A 15,631-nucleotide genomic window follows, 5' to 3' on the forward strand; every position below is an offset into this window, starting at 1 on the left:
TGCGGTGAGGGGGCTTGCTCCCTCGCCGCAATAGCTGTGACTCAGTCGACCAGCGTACAGGCCATGACCACCGCATCTTCGCGCCCCCCCACCGCCGGGTAGTAATCCCGGCGCCGGCCGATCTCGTTGAACCCGTACCGTTCATACAGGCGAAACGCCGACCGATTGCTGTCGCGAACTTCCAGGAAGCACTCCCGCGCCTCGGCCTTGTAGGCAATCGACATCAAGTGTTCAAGCAGCGTCAAACCCAGGCCGCGGCCCTGGTTTTCCGGCTTGACGGTGATGTTGAGCAGGTGCGCCTCATCAAGAATGATCTGCACCACGCCATGACCCACCTGCTGCTGCCCTTCGAACATCAGCCAGATCTGGTACTTGCCCAGGCCATCGAGGAATATCCCGCGTGTCCAGGGATGGCTATACGCCGCGTATTCGATTTTCAGTACAGCGTCCAGGTCCGCCTCGGTCATCGGGCGGAACGATACAGCGTCACTCATTTGATTCTTTCCAGCGCGCCATCAGCCGACGCATGGCTTGCCAGACATCAGCCTTACGCTGTGGCTCTTCCATTAATAATTCCAGACCCGGCAGGGCCCAGACCGAGCCCAGGCCTTCGACCTGGAGTTCACGGTTGAACGATTCGGCGTTCGCCTCACCGGCAAAACGCACCGCAGGCAGGCCGATCAGCCACACGCAGACGCATGGCGCGTCTTCGATGCGCGCCGAAAGAAAGCCTTGCACGAAGTCGCGAGCCGCTTCCGGGCCCTGATCCATGGTGCCGCGAGCCAGCAGCGGCCAGCGTACCGGCTCGCCGACGATCTGCGGGCTGTCCGGCAAACCGGCAGCGCGCAGCATGTCCTTGAGTAGCAGATAAGCGGGATCGCGGGTCTGGAACGTTTCGCCTGTGGGTAACTCCACCAGCAGCAGGCAACGACCGGCGCGCAGCAATTGCAGGGCGAAGCGCGGTGGCGGCACTTGTACCGCCTTGGCGACGACCGGAGCAGCCTCTTCTTCGACCTTGGCGTTGGTGCGCGTACTGGCCAACGATGGACGCGGCACCTCGATTTTCACCCGTTCGGCCGGTTTGACCAGCGGCTCCACAGGCGTTTCAGGCACTGGAGCCAGCACTACCGGGGCGACGACCAACGGCTCAGGCATCTCGAGCAGTTCGGGGCGCGAGGGCGCAGCAAAGGGCAATTCGGTGCGCGGTAGCCAGTTGACCACCTGCATGGCGGTCAAATAAGCGCGACGACGAGACTCGATAAGCAAAGGTCGGCCACTTGTGGATAACTAAAAGTGCGCTGATTCTACCGCCGTTCGCTCAAGATCGCCCGCGCTTGATCGATAGAAACCCTACAGTCCGTCCCGAGAGTGAATAGCATCGCCTTCGATGCAGTACAATCGCGGCTTTTAATCGCCAACCAGCCGGCCATTCCGATGATCGAACCCAAGCGCGTCTTGCGCGCCCTCGCTGAACACTGGGCACTTCTGGAGCCACTGTGCGAGCACTTCGACCAAGGCACTCTGAGCCTCAACGAATTGCGTTCACAGTTGGCCGCCCAGCAACTCGACAGTACGCCGCAGGACATCACCAGCCTGCTGGACGTGTGGATCCGCCTCGATATTCTGGTTCCGGTGGCGAAAAGCCCGAACCGCTTCGAGCTCAATGCGCAGATCCACGACTTCCTCGCTTACCTGCGCCGTGAGCACCGTCTTGGCCTGTGCCTGGAAATCGAAGCCTACTTGCGTCACCTCGAACGCCTGGCCGGTTACATTCAGGACGCTTTCGACATTCGTGACGGCAACGATCTGGCGCGCCAGTTGCGCTTGCTCGATATGCGCGTACGCGACGTATTGAAGAAGCTCGACAACGACGAACAGGCGCTGGTGGCCGTGGCCGAAAGGGCCAAGACCAGCGACCGGCAGATTCCGTTGCGTCAGCGCTACGCCGAAGTCCTGGCGACCTGGGACGAATACGTCGAGCCGATGATCGACCTGGTGAACGCCGACGGCGCCTTCGAACAAGGTGTGCGCAAGGTCGAAACCGTCCTGCTCAAGATGCTCAGCGAGCAGCAGCGCCTTGGCCACCTGGTCGATGACGACATGCTGCTGCGTACCCACGCACGCATCCTCGAAATGCAGACCAGCGCCCAATTGACCCTGCGCCATGCCCGCGAGTTGCTGCTGCCGCTGCGTGAAGAAGCCCGCCGCCACAACGCCGTGACCCGTGGCGCCGCGCTGGCGCTGTCGATGATCCGTCGCAAGGGCATCGACGCCGTACCGCAAGCGGCGATGCCGATGTTCACCCGTCCGCAAAGCACCTTCCTTGGCAGCGCCAGTCAGGTTGAAGCCTACGTGTATGCGCTGGCCCGGTTCGAACCAAAACCGGCGCGTTTCCCCAAGGCCCACAAGACCCAGAAAGGCGAAGCACCGCGCGCACCACGTACCGTTCGCGAAATGCTCGAACGCTGCGAAGACGCCCTGCCGATGCCCGACTTGATGACTTGGCTGCTGGAGCAGGAACCGGACGGCGCGACCGACGAATTGCTTTATTGGTTCTCGCGCCTGTCGCGGGAAAAACGCTTCAAACGCGAGCGTCTGGAACGCCGCGAATACCACACTCATGAGCACCAGGTCAGCCTGCGCTCCTTCGCCCTGCTCTCGGCCGGCGACACCGCCGCCGAGGATTCTGCGAGCATCCCAAATGCATCTTGATCTAAACGAACTGTCCCAGCTGGCGCCGATCTTTCGCGAGCTGTTCAAGGGCTACCACGTCAGCCGCCGCGACCCGGAGCTGTACGCACAACTGTCGAACTTTCAGGACCAGTACCGCACGCTGTTCAAGGCGCTGGGGTTTGAACTGGTGTGCGACACCCGTGGTTTCTACTACTTCGTGCCGGATCTGGCCGCCGCGGCGGTGAACAAAACCGCGCAACGTCTGGCGCTGTTCACCTTCATCCTCGTCGAGCATCTGGCCGATCAGGGCCGTGACCCGGTCGCCGTGCTCGACGGCGGTAGCCTCGGTCGCGATGAATTGCCTTCCTTGCTGGAAAAGTACCGCGACCTGTTCATCCAGGCCGAAGTGCAGACCGTCGAAGAGCTCGAAGAAAAAATCATGCGCCGCATGACCCAGCTCGGTTTCGCCGGCGAAGAAAACGGCATCTACCGTTTCCTGCCGCCGATGCACCGCTTCCTCGATGTCTGCCTGTCGGTTCAGCAGGACCGTGATCTGGCGGCCAGCCTGCACAGCGTGTTGCCATTGCCAGTTCCGGTATTGATCGATGACGACAGTGACGAAAAGCTGTTGGAAACCGATGACCCGCTGGATTTGAGTGCCTTTGAGATAGAGAGCGAAGAAGAAAGCGAAGAAGACGCCATGGCCCGCGCCATTGCCGAAGAACAGGAGCTCGACGCATGAGCAAGGAACGCTACGGCATTCGCCGCTTTGCCCTTTTGAACACCGCCGGTTACAGCCTCGGCCTGTTTCCGCTGGAGGAACCGCTGTCGGTTTACGGCGCAAACAACCTCGGTAAATCCGCCTCGATCAACGCCTTGCAGTTCCCGATTCTGGCGCGCATGTCGGACATGAGTTTCGGCAAGTACAGCCTGGAGCAATCCCGGCGTTTCTACTTCGCCTCGGACACCAGTTACATTCTCGTTGAAGTCTCCCTGCCCCACGGCCCGCACGTGATCGGCGTGGTCGGCCGCGGCCCGGGCGGTGGTTTCGGTCACCAATTCTTTGCCTACGCTGGCAAACTTGATCTGGCCCATTACCAGAAGAACGACACCTGCCTGCGCCAGAAAGAATTGTTCACCAACCTTGAACGCGAAGGCCTGAAAGCCTACGAGTTGAAGCCGGATGAGCTACGTCGTTTGCTGGTCGGCGGTCACACGTCGATTCCACTCGACCTGACCTTGATCCCGCTGCGCTCCACCAGTGAACAGAGCCTGAAAACCTTCCGTGCGCTGTTCATCAACTTGCTGCACATGCGCGAAATTACGGCGGCGAAACTCAAGCAGCTGTTCCTCGATGCGTTCGAGCACAGCCTGCGTTCCGGCAGCGTCGATTACATCGCCGCGTGTGAAGAGGCGTTCCGCGATGTACGGCGCATGGAGCAGGATTACAACTCGCTGGTCACCGCCGGCCCGCTGGTTGAAGCCCTGGCCGCGGGCGTTGCCCAGCGCAATATTCTGCGTGGCAAGCTGCACCGTATCTCGCCGCTGCTCGATTCCCTGCTCGGCACTTGGTCGGACTACGCCAGTGCACGCAAGGAAGAGCTGACGATTCAGGCCGAGCATTACCGCAATGAACAAGACGCGCTGCAAAACGATCAGCGTGGCGGCACGCAAGAGCTGATGCGTCTGGAGCGGGAAATCACCGGGATCCAGCGCTGGCTCGGCGAGTTGTCGGTGCTCAAGCATCGCTTCGCCCTGGTCGATGACGTCAAGGTGCTGGAACAGCAACTGCTGGCGGCCAAGGACGCTCACGATGAACTGGCCGGTGCGCTGGCGCAGTCCCGTCAGTTCAGCGCCGAAGACCTCGAAGAGCGTCTGCGCGATCTGGAAAAACGCCTGAAGTCGGTCAAGCAGCAACTCGATCACGCCGACAACAACAGCTACGCCCGACTGCGCGAAGAGTTCTCGCAACAGGATGTCGAGCGCCTGATGCGCCTGTTCAACAGCGCACTGTTCAGCCTGCCGCTGGGCGAGCATGGGATTACGCTGGACGAGGACGGTCAGTGGGTCAAATCCATGGAGCTGATCCTCGACGGCTTCAAAGGCGAGCGCTTCGAAGTGCCGGGCCTGTCCATCGACATCTCGAACATCGAGCCGCCGGCGCTGCAAGCCCTGGCTGACCGTGCAGCGTTGCGCGATCAAAAAGAGCGTCTGGACAAAGAACTCAAGCAACTGAAGACCCAACAAGCCGTCGCCGCCGACCGCGCCGCGAGCAAGACCCAGACGGAAGCGCTGTACCAGCAAGTGCTGGATGCACAGAAAGCCCTGGAAGACTTCCGTCGCGCGCAAACCTTGAGCGCCGAAGAAGGCGACAAACTTGAGCAATTGGCGCAGATGGAAGCGGCGCAGGATGAATTGAAACGCTCCAGCGACGCCTTCACCGAGCGTGTCCAGCAACTGTCGGCCAAGCTGCAACTGGTCGGTCGTCAGATCGGCGACATGGAAGCCAAGCAACGCACCCTCGACGACGCCCTGCGTCGCCGTCAGTTGCTGCCGGCAGACTTGCCGTTCGGCACCCCGTTCATGGACCCGATCGACGATTCCATGGACAACCTGCTGCCGCTGCTCAACGACTATCAGGACAGCTGGCAGGGATTGCTGCGCAGTGACGGTCAGATCGAGGCGCTGTACGCCCAGGTTCGCCTCAAAGGCGTGGCCAAGTTCGACAGCGAAGACGATATGGAACGTCGCCTGCAACTGCTGATCAACGCCTACGCGCACCGCACCGACGAAGCCCTGACGCTGGGCAAGGCACGCCGGGCGGCGGTCACCGACATCGCCCGGACCCTGCGCAACATTCGCAGCGACTACGACAGCCTCGAACATCAACTGGCGCTGTTCAACCGCGAGATCAACAAGCGTCAGGTGTCCAACCTGCAAAGCTTCCGCATTGTGCTCGCGCCGAACAAGGAAGCGCTCAAGCACATCGACCAGATTATCCACAGCGCCGGCCAGTACGAAGAGGGCGAAACCCTCTCCGTCTTCGACCTGAGCCAAAGCGCCGAACAGGACAACAAGAACGAAGAGGCCAAGGAATACCTGGCACGGCTGGTGGCGGCCAACCACAACCAGCTCGGTCTCAAGGACTTGTTCGAACTCGCGTTCGAGATCACCAAGGTCAACGGCCAGCCGGTAATTCACACCGACATCGACGGCGCCGCCTCCAACGGCACCACGATGACCATCAAGGCGCTGACCAACATGTATTTGTTGCTGCACTTGATGGACCGCGACCAGGCCGGTCGCGTGCGTCTGCCGTACTACCTCGACGAGGCGGCGGACATCGACGAGAAAAACCAGGCAGCCTTGCTGGAAACCAGCCTGCAACTGGGCTTCGTGCCAATCCTGGCAAGCGTGAAGCCACAAGTGTGCGCCAGTGTCGCGATTGACCTGGAAGGTGGCAGCGGGCCGAACGGGATCTACATCGACGAGGCGGACTGGAAGTACATCCGTCGTCATGATGAAGTGAAGGCCAGCGTCGTTGTGCAAGCGGATGAGCCGGAGCTGGATGCGGTCTGAGTTAATCCGTTAGATACGGAAAAGGCCGCGATCCAATGGATCGCGGCCTTTTTTATGCCTGTTGCCTGAGCTTATTTGCCGAGGGGGATTTTCGGTGCCCAGGTCAGCCATTCGTCTTCGAACTTGTCGAACAGCGGGAACGTCTGACCAGGCCGCACCGCGCTGCCCATCCGGTCGCCGTCTGGCGTGGCAAAGGCGATGCCGCCCTGGATCATCGTTTCCAGGGATTCAGTACGCACCGTCGCGCCTTTGAACAAACCGAAGTCGAAACCAAATCCGCTGCTGTTCCAGAATCGCGTACCACTGCGCACCAGCGGCGCGTATTTCGGCTCAATCTGGATGTGCACCAACACGCGGTCTGCGGTCTGCCCAAGTTCGTAGCCCGTCACTTTGCCCACGGTGATTTCGCGGTACGTTACCGGCACGCCGGTTTTCAGCGAACCACGCCGAGCGGCGCTCAAGACCAGACTCAAGCCAGTCTCTGACTTGGCGGCTTCCGGCGGGTTGGCCAATGCGACGAAATTCTTCTGCGGGCCGAGGTTCTTCGGTGCGGGCTGTACTTCGATGTATTGACCAGTCACCAGGGTTTCGAGATTGGAGGTCTTGATCAGCCCTAACTCAGGTTTAACCACCCAGAACTGGGTGCCTACCCGAGCGATGCGTTCCGGCACTTCGGTGATCCGCGCGGTGAGCAACACCGATTGCAGGTCATCGCTGAGGTCAACGTCTTCAATCTTGCCGACATCCAGCCCTTTGAATCGCACAGGCGTACCGTCACGCAAACCGTCGGCGCGCTCGACCTTAATGGTGACCAGTGTGCCTTTCTGATTGGCTTCTTCATGGTTGGCGAACAAACGAAAACGCGGAATTTTCTTTTGCAGCGGCGCCTTGGCTTGCGGGGTTTCGAAGGCAATGCCGCCGGCCATCAGGCTCTGCAGCGACTCACTTTTGACCTGGATTCCGCCCGTCAATCCGCCCGAGAGTGTGATGCCGCTGGCATTCCAGAATCGCGTCGAGGCGTTGACCAGCCCTTCGTATTCCTTCTCGATGTGAACGCCAATCACCAATTGCTTCTTGGTTTTGGAGAATTGATAACTCTGAACGGAACCGACCTTGACCTGCTTGTAGAGAATCGGACTGCCGACCTCCAGTGAGCCCAGGCTCTCGGTAAACAACACCAGGTGCAGGCCCGGCGAACGCAAATCCAGCGGCGGTGCCTTGGGCCGCGCCACGTATTCACGTTGCGGCGCAGAGCCTTTGTCGCCAGGGCGCACGGCAATGTAGTTACCTTTGACCAGCGCTTCCAGACCGGTGATACCCGCCAGGGAAATCGATGGCTTGACCACCCAGAACTGAGTGCCGGTCACCAGATAATCTTCAGCCAACGGATCAAGGGTCAATTCGGCGGTGGCGCCGGACAGGTCCGGATCGATCTTCAGCGCTTTCAGGTTGCCGACCTGGATGCCTTTGTACATCACCGGCGTACGGCCAGCCTGCAATCCTTCGAAGTCGGTGAGTTTGACCTTGACCCGAATACCGGCGGCAGCGGCGTCAAAGTCTTCATAAAGACGGAACGGCAGGCTCGGATCGGTGGGCGGGCTGTCCTTACGGTTCTCCGGCGTGGCGAACGCGATACCACCGGCGACAATGCTGGCAAGCGACTCACTGCGAATCTTCACACCGGACAGGTTCGCGTCGATGCTAACGCCACTGGCGTTCCAGAAACGCGTGTGTTTGCGCACCAGATTGGCGTAGGTGGGTTCGATGAAAACTTTGAGCTCGACCGTGCTCTGATCCTGCGAGAGCACGTAGCTTTTGATCTGGCCGACCTTGATCTGCTTGTAGAACACCGGGCTGCCACGGTTGAGCGAACCAAGTCGATCAGCCTTGATGGTCAGGTGCAAACCCGGCTTCGCGTCTGACAAGGGAGGTTCTTCAGCCAGCGCCTTGAATTTGCGAACAGGCTCGCCTTCACCCGGGCTGATCGCTACATAGTTACCAGAGACCAGCGTTTCCAGACCGGTGATCCCGGCCAGGGTCACGCTCGGTTTGACCAGCCAGAAGCGCGTGCTGGTCCTGAGGTATTGCTCGACATCCTTATTCATCTCGACGGTTGCGATCACCCCCTTGGAAGCGCCTTCGTCATCGAGCTTGAGGGCTTTGACCTTGCCGACCGACATCCCTTTGTAGACCACTTCAGTCTTGTTGGCCTGGATGCCTTCACCGCTTTCGAACCGCACCTGAATTTCGATTCCGGTCTCGTTGTAGGCACGCCACCCCAGCCAGCCACCGATGATCAACGCAATGAGGGGCAGAATCCAGATAGCCGACCAGTTCGAGGCCGGTCGGGTTTTTGCTGTAGGCAAATCAGTCATGGTCGTCGTCCGACTCCGTGTTATCCCAAATCAGTCGGGGATCGAAAGATACTGCGGCAAGCATCGTCAAAATCACCACGCTGGCGAAGGCGATGGCGCCAAGATTGGCTTCGATACTGGCAAGCCGTCCGAAATTAACGACCGCCACCAGGATGGCGATCACAAAGATATCCAGCATCGACCAGCGGCCGATGAACTCGATAAAGCGGTACATCCAGATTCGTTGGCGAGCCGAGAGTGGCTGGCGGCGCTGTATCGAAAACAGCAGCAAGCCGATGCCCACCAATTTGAACGTCGGCACTAGAATACTGGCAATGAACACCACTGCCGCGATGGGAAACATGCCGTAATGAACCAGATCAATCACGCCGGACATGATGGTGCTCGGGGCGCCCTTACCGAGTGAATTGATGGTCATGATCGGTAGCAGGTTGGCCGGAATGTAAAGAATCGCCGCGGTAATCAGCAGCGCCCAGGTGCGCACCAGGCTGTTCGGGCGACGGGCATGAACCAGCGCACCACAACGGGTGCAAACTTGCTCGTCGGTGTCAGCTTCCTGCTTGTTCAACTCATGGCATTCCGCACAAATCAGAATGCCTGCATCAATCGCCCGCATGGGCATCCTCTCCTGATAACGCCTGCCAGACCTGATGAGGCGACATCACCACCTCCAACCAGACCTGAATCAACAACAAACTGATAAAGCACACCAGGCCAAGACCTACGGTAATGGCCGCCATATCTGCCAGCTTTACGATCGCGACCAGTACGCCCATGAGGTAAACCTCGAGCATTCCCCAGTCCCGTAAATGGTGATAAATGCGATAGAGCAGCAAGCCGTAGCTGCGTCCGATATCAAAGCGAATGCTCAACAGCACGATTAATTGACAGAGCAGTTTGAGCAACGGAATGCCCATGCTGCACAGGAACACAATCACAGAAACGCTTTGCATACCCGTATCAAACAAGCCGACAACGCCGCTCCAGACAGTGTCCTGCGTCGATTGCCCGAGTAGATTGAGCTCCATGATGGGTAAAAAGTTCGCCGGCACATACAACAATAAAGCGGCGATGACCAAGGCGAGGCTGCGCTGCACGACGTTATGCCTATGTGCGTAGAGTTCATAACCACAACGCGGGCACAGCGCTTTCTCATCGTGAGCGAGTTCGGGTTTGCGCATCAGCAAATCGCACTCATGACACGCGACCAAATCGTTCAGCGGTAATTCTGACAGCCTGGTGGCGTCAACCGGATCTGACATAAAGACTCTGATTCCGAAAAAGTTGGTCCTATTCTAGAGGCATGAGTCGAAAATAACTGCGCCATTTTGTGCGTTAAGCAGGTGAGTACTTTTTCGAAGGCAAAACAAAACCCCAACTGCTTTCGCAATTGGGGTTTCGGAATTTAATCTTGACGATGACCTACTCTCACATGGGGAAACCCCACACTACCATCGGCGATGCATCGTTTCACTGCTGAGTTCGGGATGGGATCAGGTGGTTCCAATGCTCTATGGTCGTCAAGAAATTCGGGTACCGAGTCGTGGCCAGCTGGCCGCGCTTCAGCAAATTGGGTATGCGATAGTTGGGTGTTTTGTGAGTATCTCGAACTTTCGGTTCGTTTCGTCTTCACACACCGCAATCTGGCCTTTCGACGCAAATTGCTTGGGTGTTATATGGTCAAGCCTCACGGGCAATTAGTATTGGTTAGCTCAACGCCTCACAGCGCTTACACACCCAACCTATCAACGTCGTAGTCTTCGACGGCCCTTCAGGGGACTCAAGGTCCCAGTGAGATCTCATCTTGAGGCTAGTTTCCCGCTTAGATGCTTTCAGCGGTTATCTATTCCGAACATAGCTACCCGGCAATGCCACTGGCGTGACAACCGGAACACCAGAGGTTCGTCCACTCCGGTCCTCTCGTACTAGGAGCAGCCCCTCTCAAATCTCAAACGTCCACGGCAGATAGGGACCGAACTGTCTCACGACGTTCTAAACCCAGCTCGCGTACCACTTTAAATGGCGAACAGCCATACCCTTGGGACCGGCTTCAGCCCCAGGATGTGATGAGCCGACATCGAGGTGCCAAACACCGCCGTCGATATGAACTCTTGGGCGGTATCAGCCTGTTATCCCCGGAGTACCTTTTATCCGTTGAGCGATGGCCCTTCCATACAGAACCACCGGATCACTAAGACCTACTTTCGTACCTGCTCGACGTGTCTGTCTCGCAGTCAAGCGCGCTTTTGCCTTTATACTCTACGACCGATTTCCGACCGGTCTGAGCGCACCTTCGTACTCCTCCGTTACTCTTTAGGAGGAGACCGCCCCAGTCAAACTACCCACCATACACTGTCCTCGATCCGGATAACGGACCTGAGTTAGAACCTCAAAGTTGCCAGGGTGGTATTTCAAGGTTGGCTCCACGCGAACTGGCGTCCACGCTTCAAAGCCTCCCACCTATCCTACACAAGCAAATTCAAAGTCCAGTGCAAAGCTATAGTAAAGGTTCACGGGGTCTTTCCGTCTAGCCGCGGATACACTGCATCTTCACAGCGATTTCAATTTCACTGAGTCTCGGGTGGAGACAGCGCCGCCATCGTTACGCCATTCGTGCAGGTCGGAACTTACCCGACAAGGAATTTCGCTACCTTAGGACCGTTATAGTTACGGCCGCCGTTTACCGGGGCTTCGATCAAGAGCTTCGCGTTAGCTAACCCCATCAATTAACCTTCCGGCACCGGGCAGGCGTCACACCCTATACGTCCACTTTCGTGTTTGCAGAGTGCTGTGTTTTTAATAAACAGTCGCAGCGGCCTGGTATCTTCGACCGGCATGGGCTTACGCAGTAAATGCTTCACCCTCACCGGCGCACCTTCTCCCGAAGTTACGGTGCCATTTTGCCTAGTTCCTTCACCCGAGTTCTCTCAAGCGCCTTGGTATTCTCTACCCAACCACCTGTGTCGGTTTGGGGTACGGTTCCTGGTTACCTGAAGCTTAGAAGCTTTTCTTGGAAGCATGGCATCAACCACTTCGTGTACTAAAAGTACACTCGTCATCAGCTCTCGGCCTTAGAATCCCGGATTTACCTAAGATTCCAGCCTACCACCTTAAACTTGGACAACCAACGCCAAGCTGGCCTAGCCTTCTCCGTCCCTCCATCGCAATAACCAGAAGTACAGGAATATTAACCTGTTTTCCATCGACTACGCTTTTCAGCCTCGCCTTAGGGACCGACTAACCCTGCGTCGATTAACGTTGCGCAGGAAACCTTGGTCTTTCGGCGTGGGTGTTTTTCACACCCATTGTCGTTACTCATGTCAGCATTCGCACTTCTGATACCTCCAGCAAGCTTCTCAACTCACCTTCACAGGCTTACAGAACGCTCCTCTACCGCATCACCTAAGTGATACCCGTAGCTTCGGTGTATGGTTTGAGCCCCGTTACATCTTCCGCGCAGGCCGACTCGACTAGTGAGCTATTACGCTTTCTTTAAAGGGTGGCTGCTTCTAAGCCAACCTCCTAGCTGTCTAAGCCTTCCCACATCGTTTCCCACTTAACCATAACTTTGGGACCTTAGCTGACGGTCTGGGTTGTTTCCCTTTTCACGACGGACGTTAGCACCCGCCGTGTGTCTCCCATGCTCGGCACTTGTAGGTATTCGGAGTTTGCATCGGTTTGGTAAGTCGGGATGACCCCCTAGCCGAAACAGTGCTCTACCCCCTACAGTGATACATGAGGCGCTACCTAAATAGCTTTCGAGGAGAACCAGCTATCTCCGAGCTTGATTAGCCTTTCACTCCGATCCACAGGTCATCCGCTAACTTTTCAACGGTAGTCGGTTCGGTCCTCCAGTTAGTGTTACCCAACCTTCAACCTGCCCATGGATAGATCGCCCGGTTTCGGGTCTATTCCCAGCGACTAGACGCCCTATTAAGACTCGCTTTCGCTACGCCTCCCCTATTCGGTTAAGCTCGCCACTGAAAATAAGTCGCTGACCCATTATACAAAAGGTACGCAGTCACCCAACAAAGTGGGCTCCCACTGCTTGTACGCATACGGTTTCAGGATCTATTTCACTCCCCTCTCCGGGGTTCTTTTCGCCTTTCCCTCACGGTACTAGTTCACTATCGGTCAGTCAGTAGTATTTAGCCTTGGAGGATGGTCCCCCCATATTCAGACAAAGTTTCTCGTGCTCCGTCCTACTCGATTTCATGACCAAGAGATTTTCGCGTACAGGGCTATCACCCACTATGGCCGCACTTTCCAGAGCGTTCCGCTAATCTCAAAGCCACTTAAGGGCTAGTCCCCGTTCGCTCGCCACTACTAAGGGAATCTCGGTTGATTTCTTTTCCTCAGGGTACTTAGATGTTTCAGTTCCCCTGGTTCGCCTCTTGCACCTATGTATTCAGTACAAGATAACCATCTTATGATGGCTGGGTTCCCCCATTCAGACATCTCCGGATCAAAGTCTGTTTGCCGACTCCCCGAAGCTTTTCGCAGGCTACCACGTCTTTCATCGCCTCTGACTGCCAAGGCATCCACCGTATGCGCTTCTTCACTTGACCATATAACCCCAAGCAATCTGGTTATACTGTGAAGACGACATTCGCCGAAAATTCGATAATACTCAATTAAGAGCAACTCACAAATTTTACCTTAGCCTGATCCGTTACCAGTGAAAGTAACGTTCAGTCTATCTTTCTATCACATACCCAAATTTTTAAAGAACGAACTAGTCAAAGACTAGAAATCAACATTCACCATCTCAACGATGGAATGCTCATTTCTAAGCTTTCAAACTTCAGAAGCAGTAGTGGTGGAGCCAAACGGGATCGAACCGTTGACCTCCTGCGTGCAAGGCAGGCGCTCTCCCAGCTGAGCTATGGCCCCGTATTTCTACAGGCGTTTCCCACACAAAATTGGTGGGTCTGGGCAGATTCGAACTGCCGACCTCACCCTTATCAGGGGTGCGCTCTAACCAACTGAGCTACAGACCCAATTTCGGGCTGCTTCTTTCGTCTTCTTCAATGAATCAAGCAATTCGTGTGGGAACTTATGGAGCAGCTGATGTCGTCGATTAAGGAGGTGATCCAGCCGCAGGTTCCCCTACGGCTACCTTGTTACGACTTCACCCCAGTCATGAATCACACCGTGGTAACCGTCCTCCCGAAGGTTAGACTAGCTACTTCTGGTGCAACCCACTCCCATGGTGTGACGGGCGGTGTGTACAAGGCCCGGGAACGTATTCACCGCGACATTCTGATTCGCGATTACTAGCGATTCCGACTTCACGCAGTCGAGTTGCAGACTGCGATCCGGACTACGATCGGTTTTCTGGGATTAGCTCCACCTCGCGGCTTGGCAACCCTCTGTACCGACCATTGTAGCACGTGTGTAGCCCAGGCCGTAAGGGCCATGATGACTTGACGTCATCCCCACCTTCCTCCGGTTTGTCACCGGCAGTCTCCTTAGAGTGCCCACCATAACGTGCTGGTAACTAAGGACAAGGGTTGCGCTCGTTACGGGACTTAACCCAACATCTCACGACACGAGCTGACGACAGCCATGCAGCACCTGTCTCAATGTTCCCGAAGGCACCGATCCATCTCTGGAAAGTTCATTGGATGTCAAGGCCTGGTAAGGTTCTTCGCGTTGCTTCGAATTAAACCACATGCTCCACCGCTTGTGCGGGCCCCCGTCAATTCATTTGAGTTTTAACCTTGCGGCCGTACTCCCCAGGCGGTCAACTTAATGCGTTAGCTGCGCCACTAAGAGCTCAAGGCTCCCAACGGCTAGTTGACATCGTTTACGGCGTGGACTACCAGGGTATCTAATCCTGTTTGCTCCCCACGCTTTCGCACCTCAGTGTCAGTATCAGTCCAGGTGGTCGCCTTCGCCACTGGTGTTCCTTCCTATATCTACGCATTTCACCGCTACACAGGAAATTCCACCACCCTCTACCATACTCTAGCTCGACAGTTTTGAATGCAGTTCCCAGGTTGAGCCCGGGGATTTCACATCCAACTTAACGAACCACCTACGCGCGCTTTACGCCCAGTAATTCCGATTAACGCTTGCACCCTCTGTATTACCGCGGCTGCTGGCACAGAGTTAGCCGGTGCTTATTCTGTCGGTAACGTCAAAATTGCAACGTATTAGGTTACAACCCTTCCTCCCAACTTAAAGTGCTTTACAATCCGAAGACCTTCTTCACACACGCGGCATGGCTGGATCAGGCTTTCGCCCATTGTCCAATATTCCCCACTGCTGCCTCCCGTAGGAGTCTGGACCGTGTCTCAGTTCCAGTGTGACTGATCATCCTCTCAGACCAGTTACGGATCGTCGCCTTGGTGAGCCATTACCTCACCAACTAGCTAATCCGACCTAGGCTCATCTGATAGCGCAAGGCCCGAAGGTCCCCTGCTTTCTCCCGTAGGACGTATGCGGTATTAGCGTCCGTTTCCGAACGTTATCCCCCACTACCAGGCAGATTCCTAGGCATTACTCACCCGTCCGCCGCTCTCAAGAGAAGCAAGCTTCTCTCTACCGCTCGACTTGCATGTGTTAGGCCTGCCGCCAGCGTTCAATCTGAGCCATGATCAAACTCTTCAATTCAAACATCTTTGGGTTTTTAAGAAACCCTAAACTTGGCTCAGCAATCGTTGGTTACATCTTTGATTTCTCGCGGAGTAACTTGTGATGCTGATAATCTTGTTGACTATCAGTCTGACTCCACAAGCACCCACACGAATTGCTTGATTCAGTTGTTAAAGAGCGGTTGGTTAAGATCTTTCGTCTCAACCGAGGCGCGCATTCTACAGCAGCCTCTGTTGCTGTCAAGCGGTTATTTTCAGAAGTTTTCAAAGTTTCGCTTGGAAATCTTTAACAACTTCAACCACTTGCGCTTCCGATCACTCGGTAGCGGGAGGCGAATTCTACAGCGTTACACGCTGCTGTCAACACCTCTTTTTCAACTCCTTTCGGACTTCGATGAACTGAAG

8 protein-coding genes, 2 tRNA genes and 3 rRNA genes are annotated in these 15,631 nt (G+C 56.3%); 3 read left to right on the forward strand and 10 right to left on the reverse strand.

Annotated elements, in window-relative coordinates:
• Positions 1 to 41 precede the first annotated feature (41 nt).
• Together rimI and AB4N76_RS09320 are read right to left on the reverse strand one after the other, a co-directional pair.
• A complete protein-coding gene (gene rimI, locus AB4N76_RS09315; RefSeq protein ID WP_046030107.1) occupies positions 42 to 494 on the reverse strand; it encodes a ribosomal protein S18-alanine N-acetyltransferase in 453 nt (150 codons plus the stop codon).
• A complete protein-coding gene (locus AB4N76_RS09320; protein ID WP_046030104.1) occupies positions 487 to 1,227 on the reverse strand; it encodes a hypothetical protein in 741 nt (246 codons plus the stop codon). Before AB4N76_RS09320 ends, rimI begins: the two co-directional genes overlap by 8 nt.
• A 207-nt stretch (positions 1,228 to 1,434) precedes the next feature.
• Here AB4N76_RS09320 and mksB point away from each other — a divergent pair, with 207 nt between their 5' ends.
• Genes mksB through mksF form a run of 3 tightly spaced genes read left to right on the forward strand, consistent with a single transcriptional unit; the run spans position 1,435 to position 6,252 of the window.
• Complete coding sequence (mksB, locus tag AB4N76_RS09325) at positions 1,435 to 2,712, forward strand: Mks condensin complex protein MksB (protein ID WP_460164404.1); 1,278 nt, start codon at positions 1,435 to 1,437, stop codon at positions 2,710 to 2,712.
• A complete protein-coding gene (gene mksE, locus AB4N76_RS09330) occupies positions 2,702 to 3,415 on the forward strand; it encodes an Mks condensin complex protein MksE (RefSeq protein ID WP_460164405.1) in 714 nt (237 codons plus the stop codon). Before mksB ends, mksE begins: the two co-directional genes overlap by 11 nt.
• Positions 3,412 to 6,252 carry an Mks condensin complex protein MksF gene (gene mksF, locus AB4N76_RS09335; RefSeq protein ID WP_046030093.1) on the forward strand — a complete coding sequence of 947 codons (2,841 nt, stop codon included), beginning with the start codon at positions 3,412 to 3,414 and terminating at the stop codon, positions 6,250 to 6,252. The genes mksE and mksF overlap by 4 nt, the downstream gene beginning before the upstream one ends.
• A gap of 71 nt (positions 6,253 to 6,323) precedes the next feature.
• Here the strand turns inward: mksF and AB4N76_RS09340 are convergent, their stop codons facing one another.
• The 8 genes from AB4N76_RS09340 to AB4N76_RS09375 all read right to left on the reverse strand — a co-directional run bounded on the left by AB4N76_RS09340 (position 6,324) and on the right by AB4N76_RS09375 (position 15,245).
• On the reverse strand, positions 6,324 to 8,627 hold the full coding sequence (locus AB4N76_RS09340) for a PqiB family protein (RefSeq protein WP_077431259.1): 2,304 nt from the start codon (positions 8,625 to 8,627) through the stop codon (positions 6,324 to 6,326).
• Positions 8,620 to 9,243, reverse strand: coding sequence for a paraquat-inducible protein A (locus AB4N76_RS09345; RefSeq protein WP_046030089.1), 624 nt, complete (start codon positions 9,241 to 9,243; stop codon positions 8,620 to 8,622). Before AB4N76_RS09345 ends, AB4N76_RS09340 begins: the two co-directional genes overlap by 8 nt.
• Positions 9,230 to 9,889, reverse strand: a complete 660-nt coding sequence (locus AB4N76_RS09350; RefSeq protein WP_046030087.1) for a paraquat-inducible protein A — start codon at positions 9,887 to 9,889, stop codon at positions 9,230 to 9,232. The genes AB4N76_RS09345 and AB4N76_RS09350 overlap by 14 nt, the downstream gene beginning before the upstream one ends.
• Before the next feature lie 147 nt (positions 9,890 to 10,036).
• Positions 10,037 to 10,152: ribosomal RNA gene (rrf, locus tag AB4N76_RS09355) — 5S ribosomal RNA — on the reverse strand.
• Between the two features lie 151 nt (positions 10,153 to 10,303).
• Positions 10,304 to 13,195 (reverse strand): 23S ribosomal RNA (locus AB4N76_RS09360).
• 249 nt (positions 13,196 to 13,444) lie between these two features.
• Positions 13,445 to 13,520, reverse strand: a tRNA-Ala gene (locus AB4N76_RS09365).
• Positions 13,521 to 13,550: 30 nt separating this feature from the next.
• A tRNA-Ile gene (locus AB4N76_RS09370) sits at positions 13,551 to 13,627 on the reverse strand.
• Positions 13,628 to 13,708: 81 nt separating this feature from the next.
• A 16S ribosomal RNA gene (locus tag AB4N76_RS09375) occupies positions 13,709 to 15,245 on the reverse strand.
• The 16S, 23S and 5S rRNA genes sit together here with 2 tRNA genes alongside, the layout of an rRNA operon.
• Between the last annotated feature and the right edge of the window lie 386 nt (positions 15,246 to 15,631).

This window comes from Pseudomonas sp. S2_F03 (genome assembly GCF_054668335.1).

What these genes read in the sequence shown, in the direction of transcription:
- rimI (WP_046030107.1), bottom strand. Translation starts at nt 494, where the DNA reads ATGAGTGACGCTGTATCGTTCCGCCCGATGACCGAGGCGGACCTGGAC.
- AB4N76_RS09320 (WP_046030104.1), bottom strand. Translation starts at nt 1,227, where the DNA reads ATGCAGGTGGTCAACTGGCTACCGCGCACCGAATTGCCCTTTGCTGCG.
- mksB (WP_460164404.1), top strand. Translation starts at nt 1,435, where the DNA reads ATGATCGAACCCAAGCGCGTCTTGCGCGCCCTCGCTGAACACTGGGCA.
- mksE (WP_460164405.1), top strand. Translation starts at nt 2,702, where the DNA reads ATGCATCTTGATCTAAACGAACTGTCCCAGCTGGCGCCGATCTTTCGC.
- mksF (WP_046030093.1), top strand. Translation starts at nt 3,412, where the DNA reads ATGAGCAAGGAACGCTACGGCATTCGCCGCTTTGCCCTTTTGAACACC.
- AB4N76_RS09340 (WP_077431259.1), bottom strand. Translation starts at nt 8,627, where the DNA reads ATGACTGATTTGCCTACAGCAAAAACCCGACCGGCCTCGAACTGGTCG.
- AB4N76_RS09345 (WP_046030089.1), bottom strand. Translation starts at nt 9,243, where the DNA reads ATGCGGGCGATTGATGCAGGCATTCTGATTTGTGCGGAATGCCATGAG.
- AB4N76_RS09350 (WP_046030087.1), bottom strand. Translation starts at nt 9,889, where the DNA reads ATGTCAGATCCGGTTGACGCCACCAGGCTGTCAGAATTACCGCTGAAC.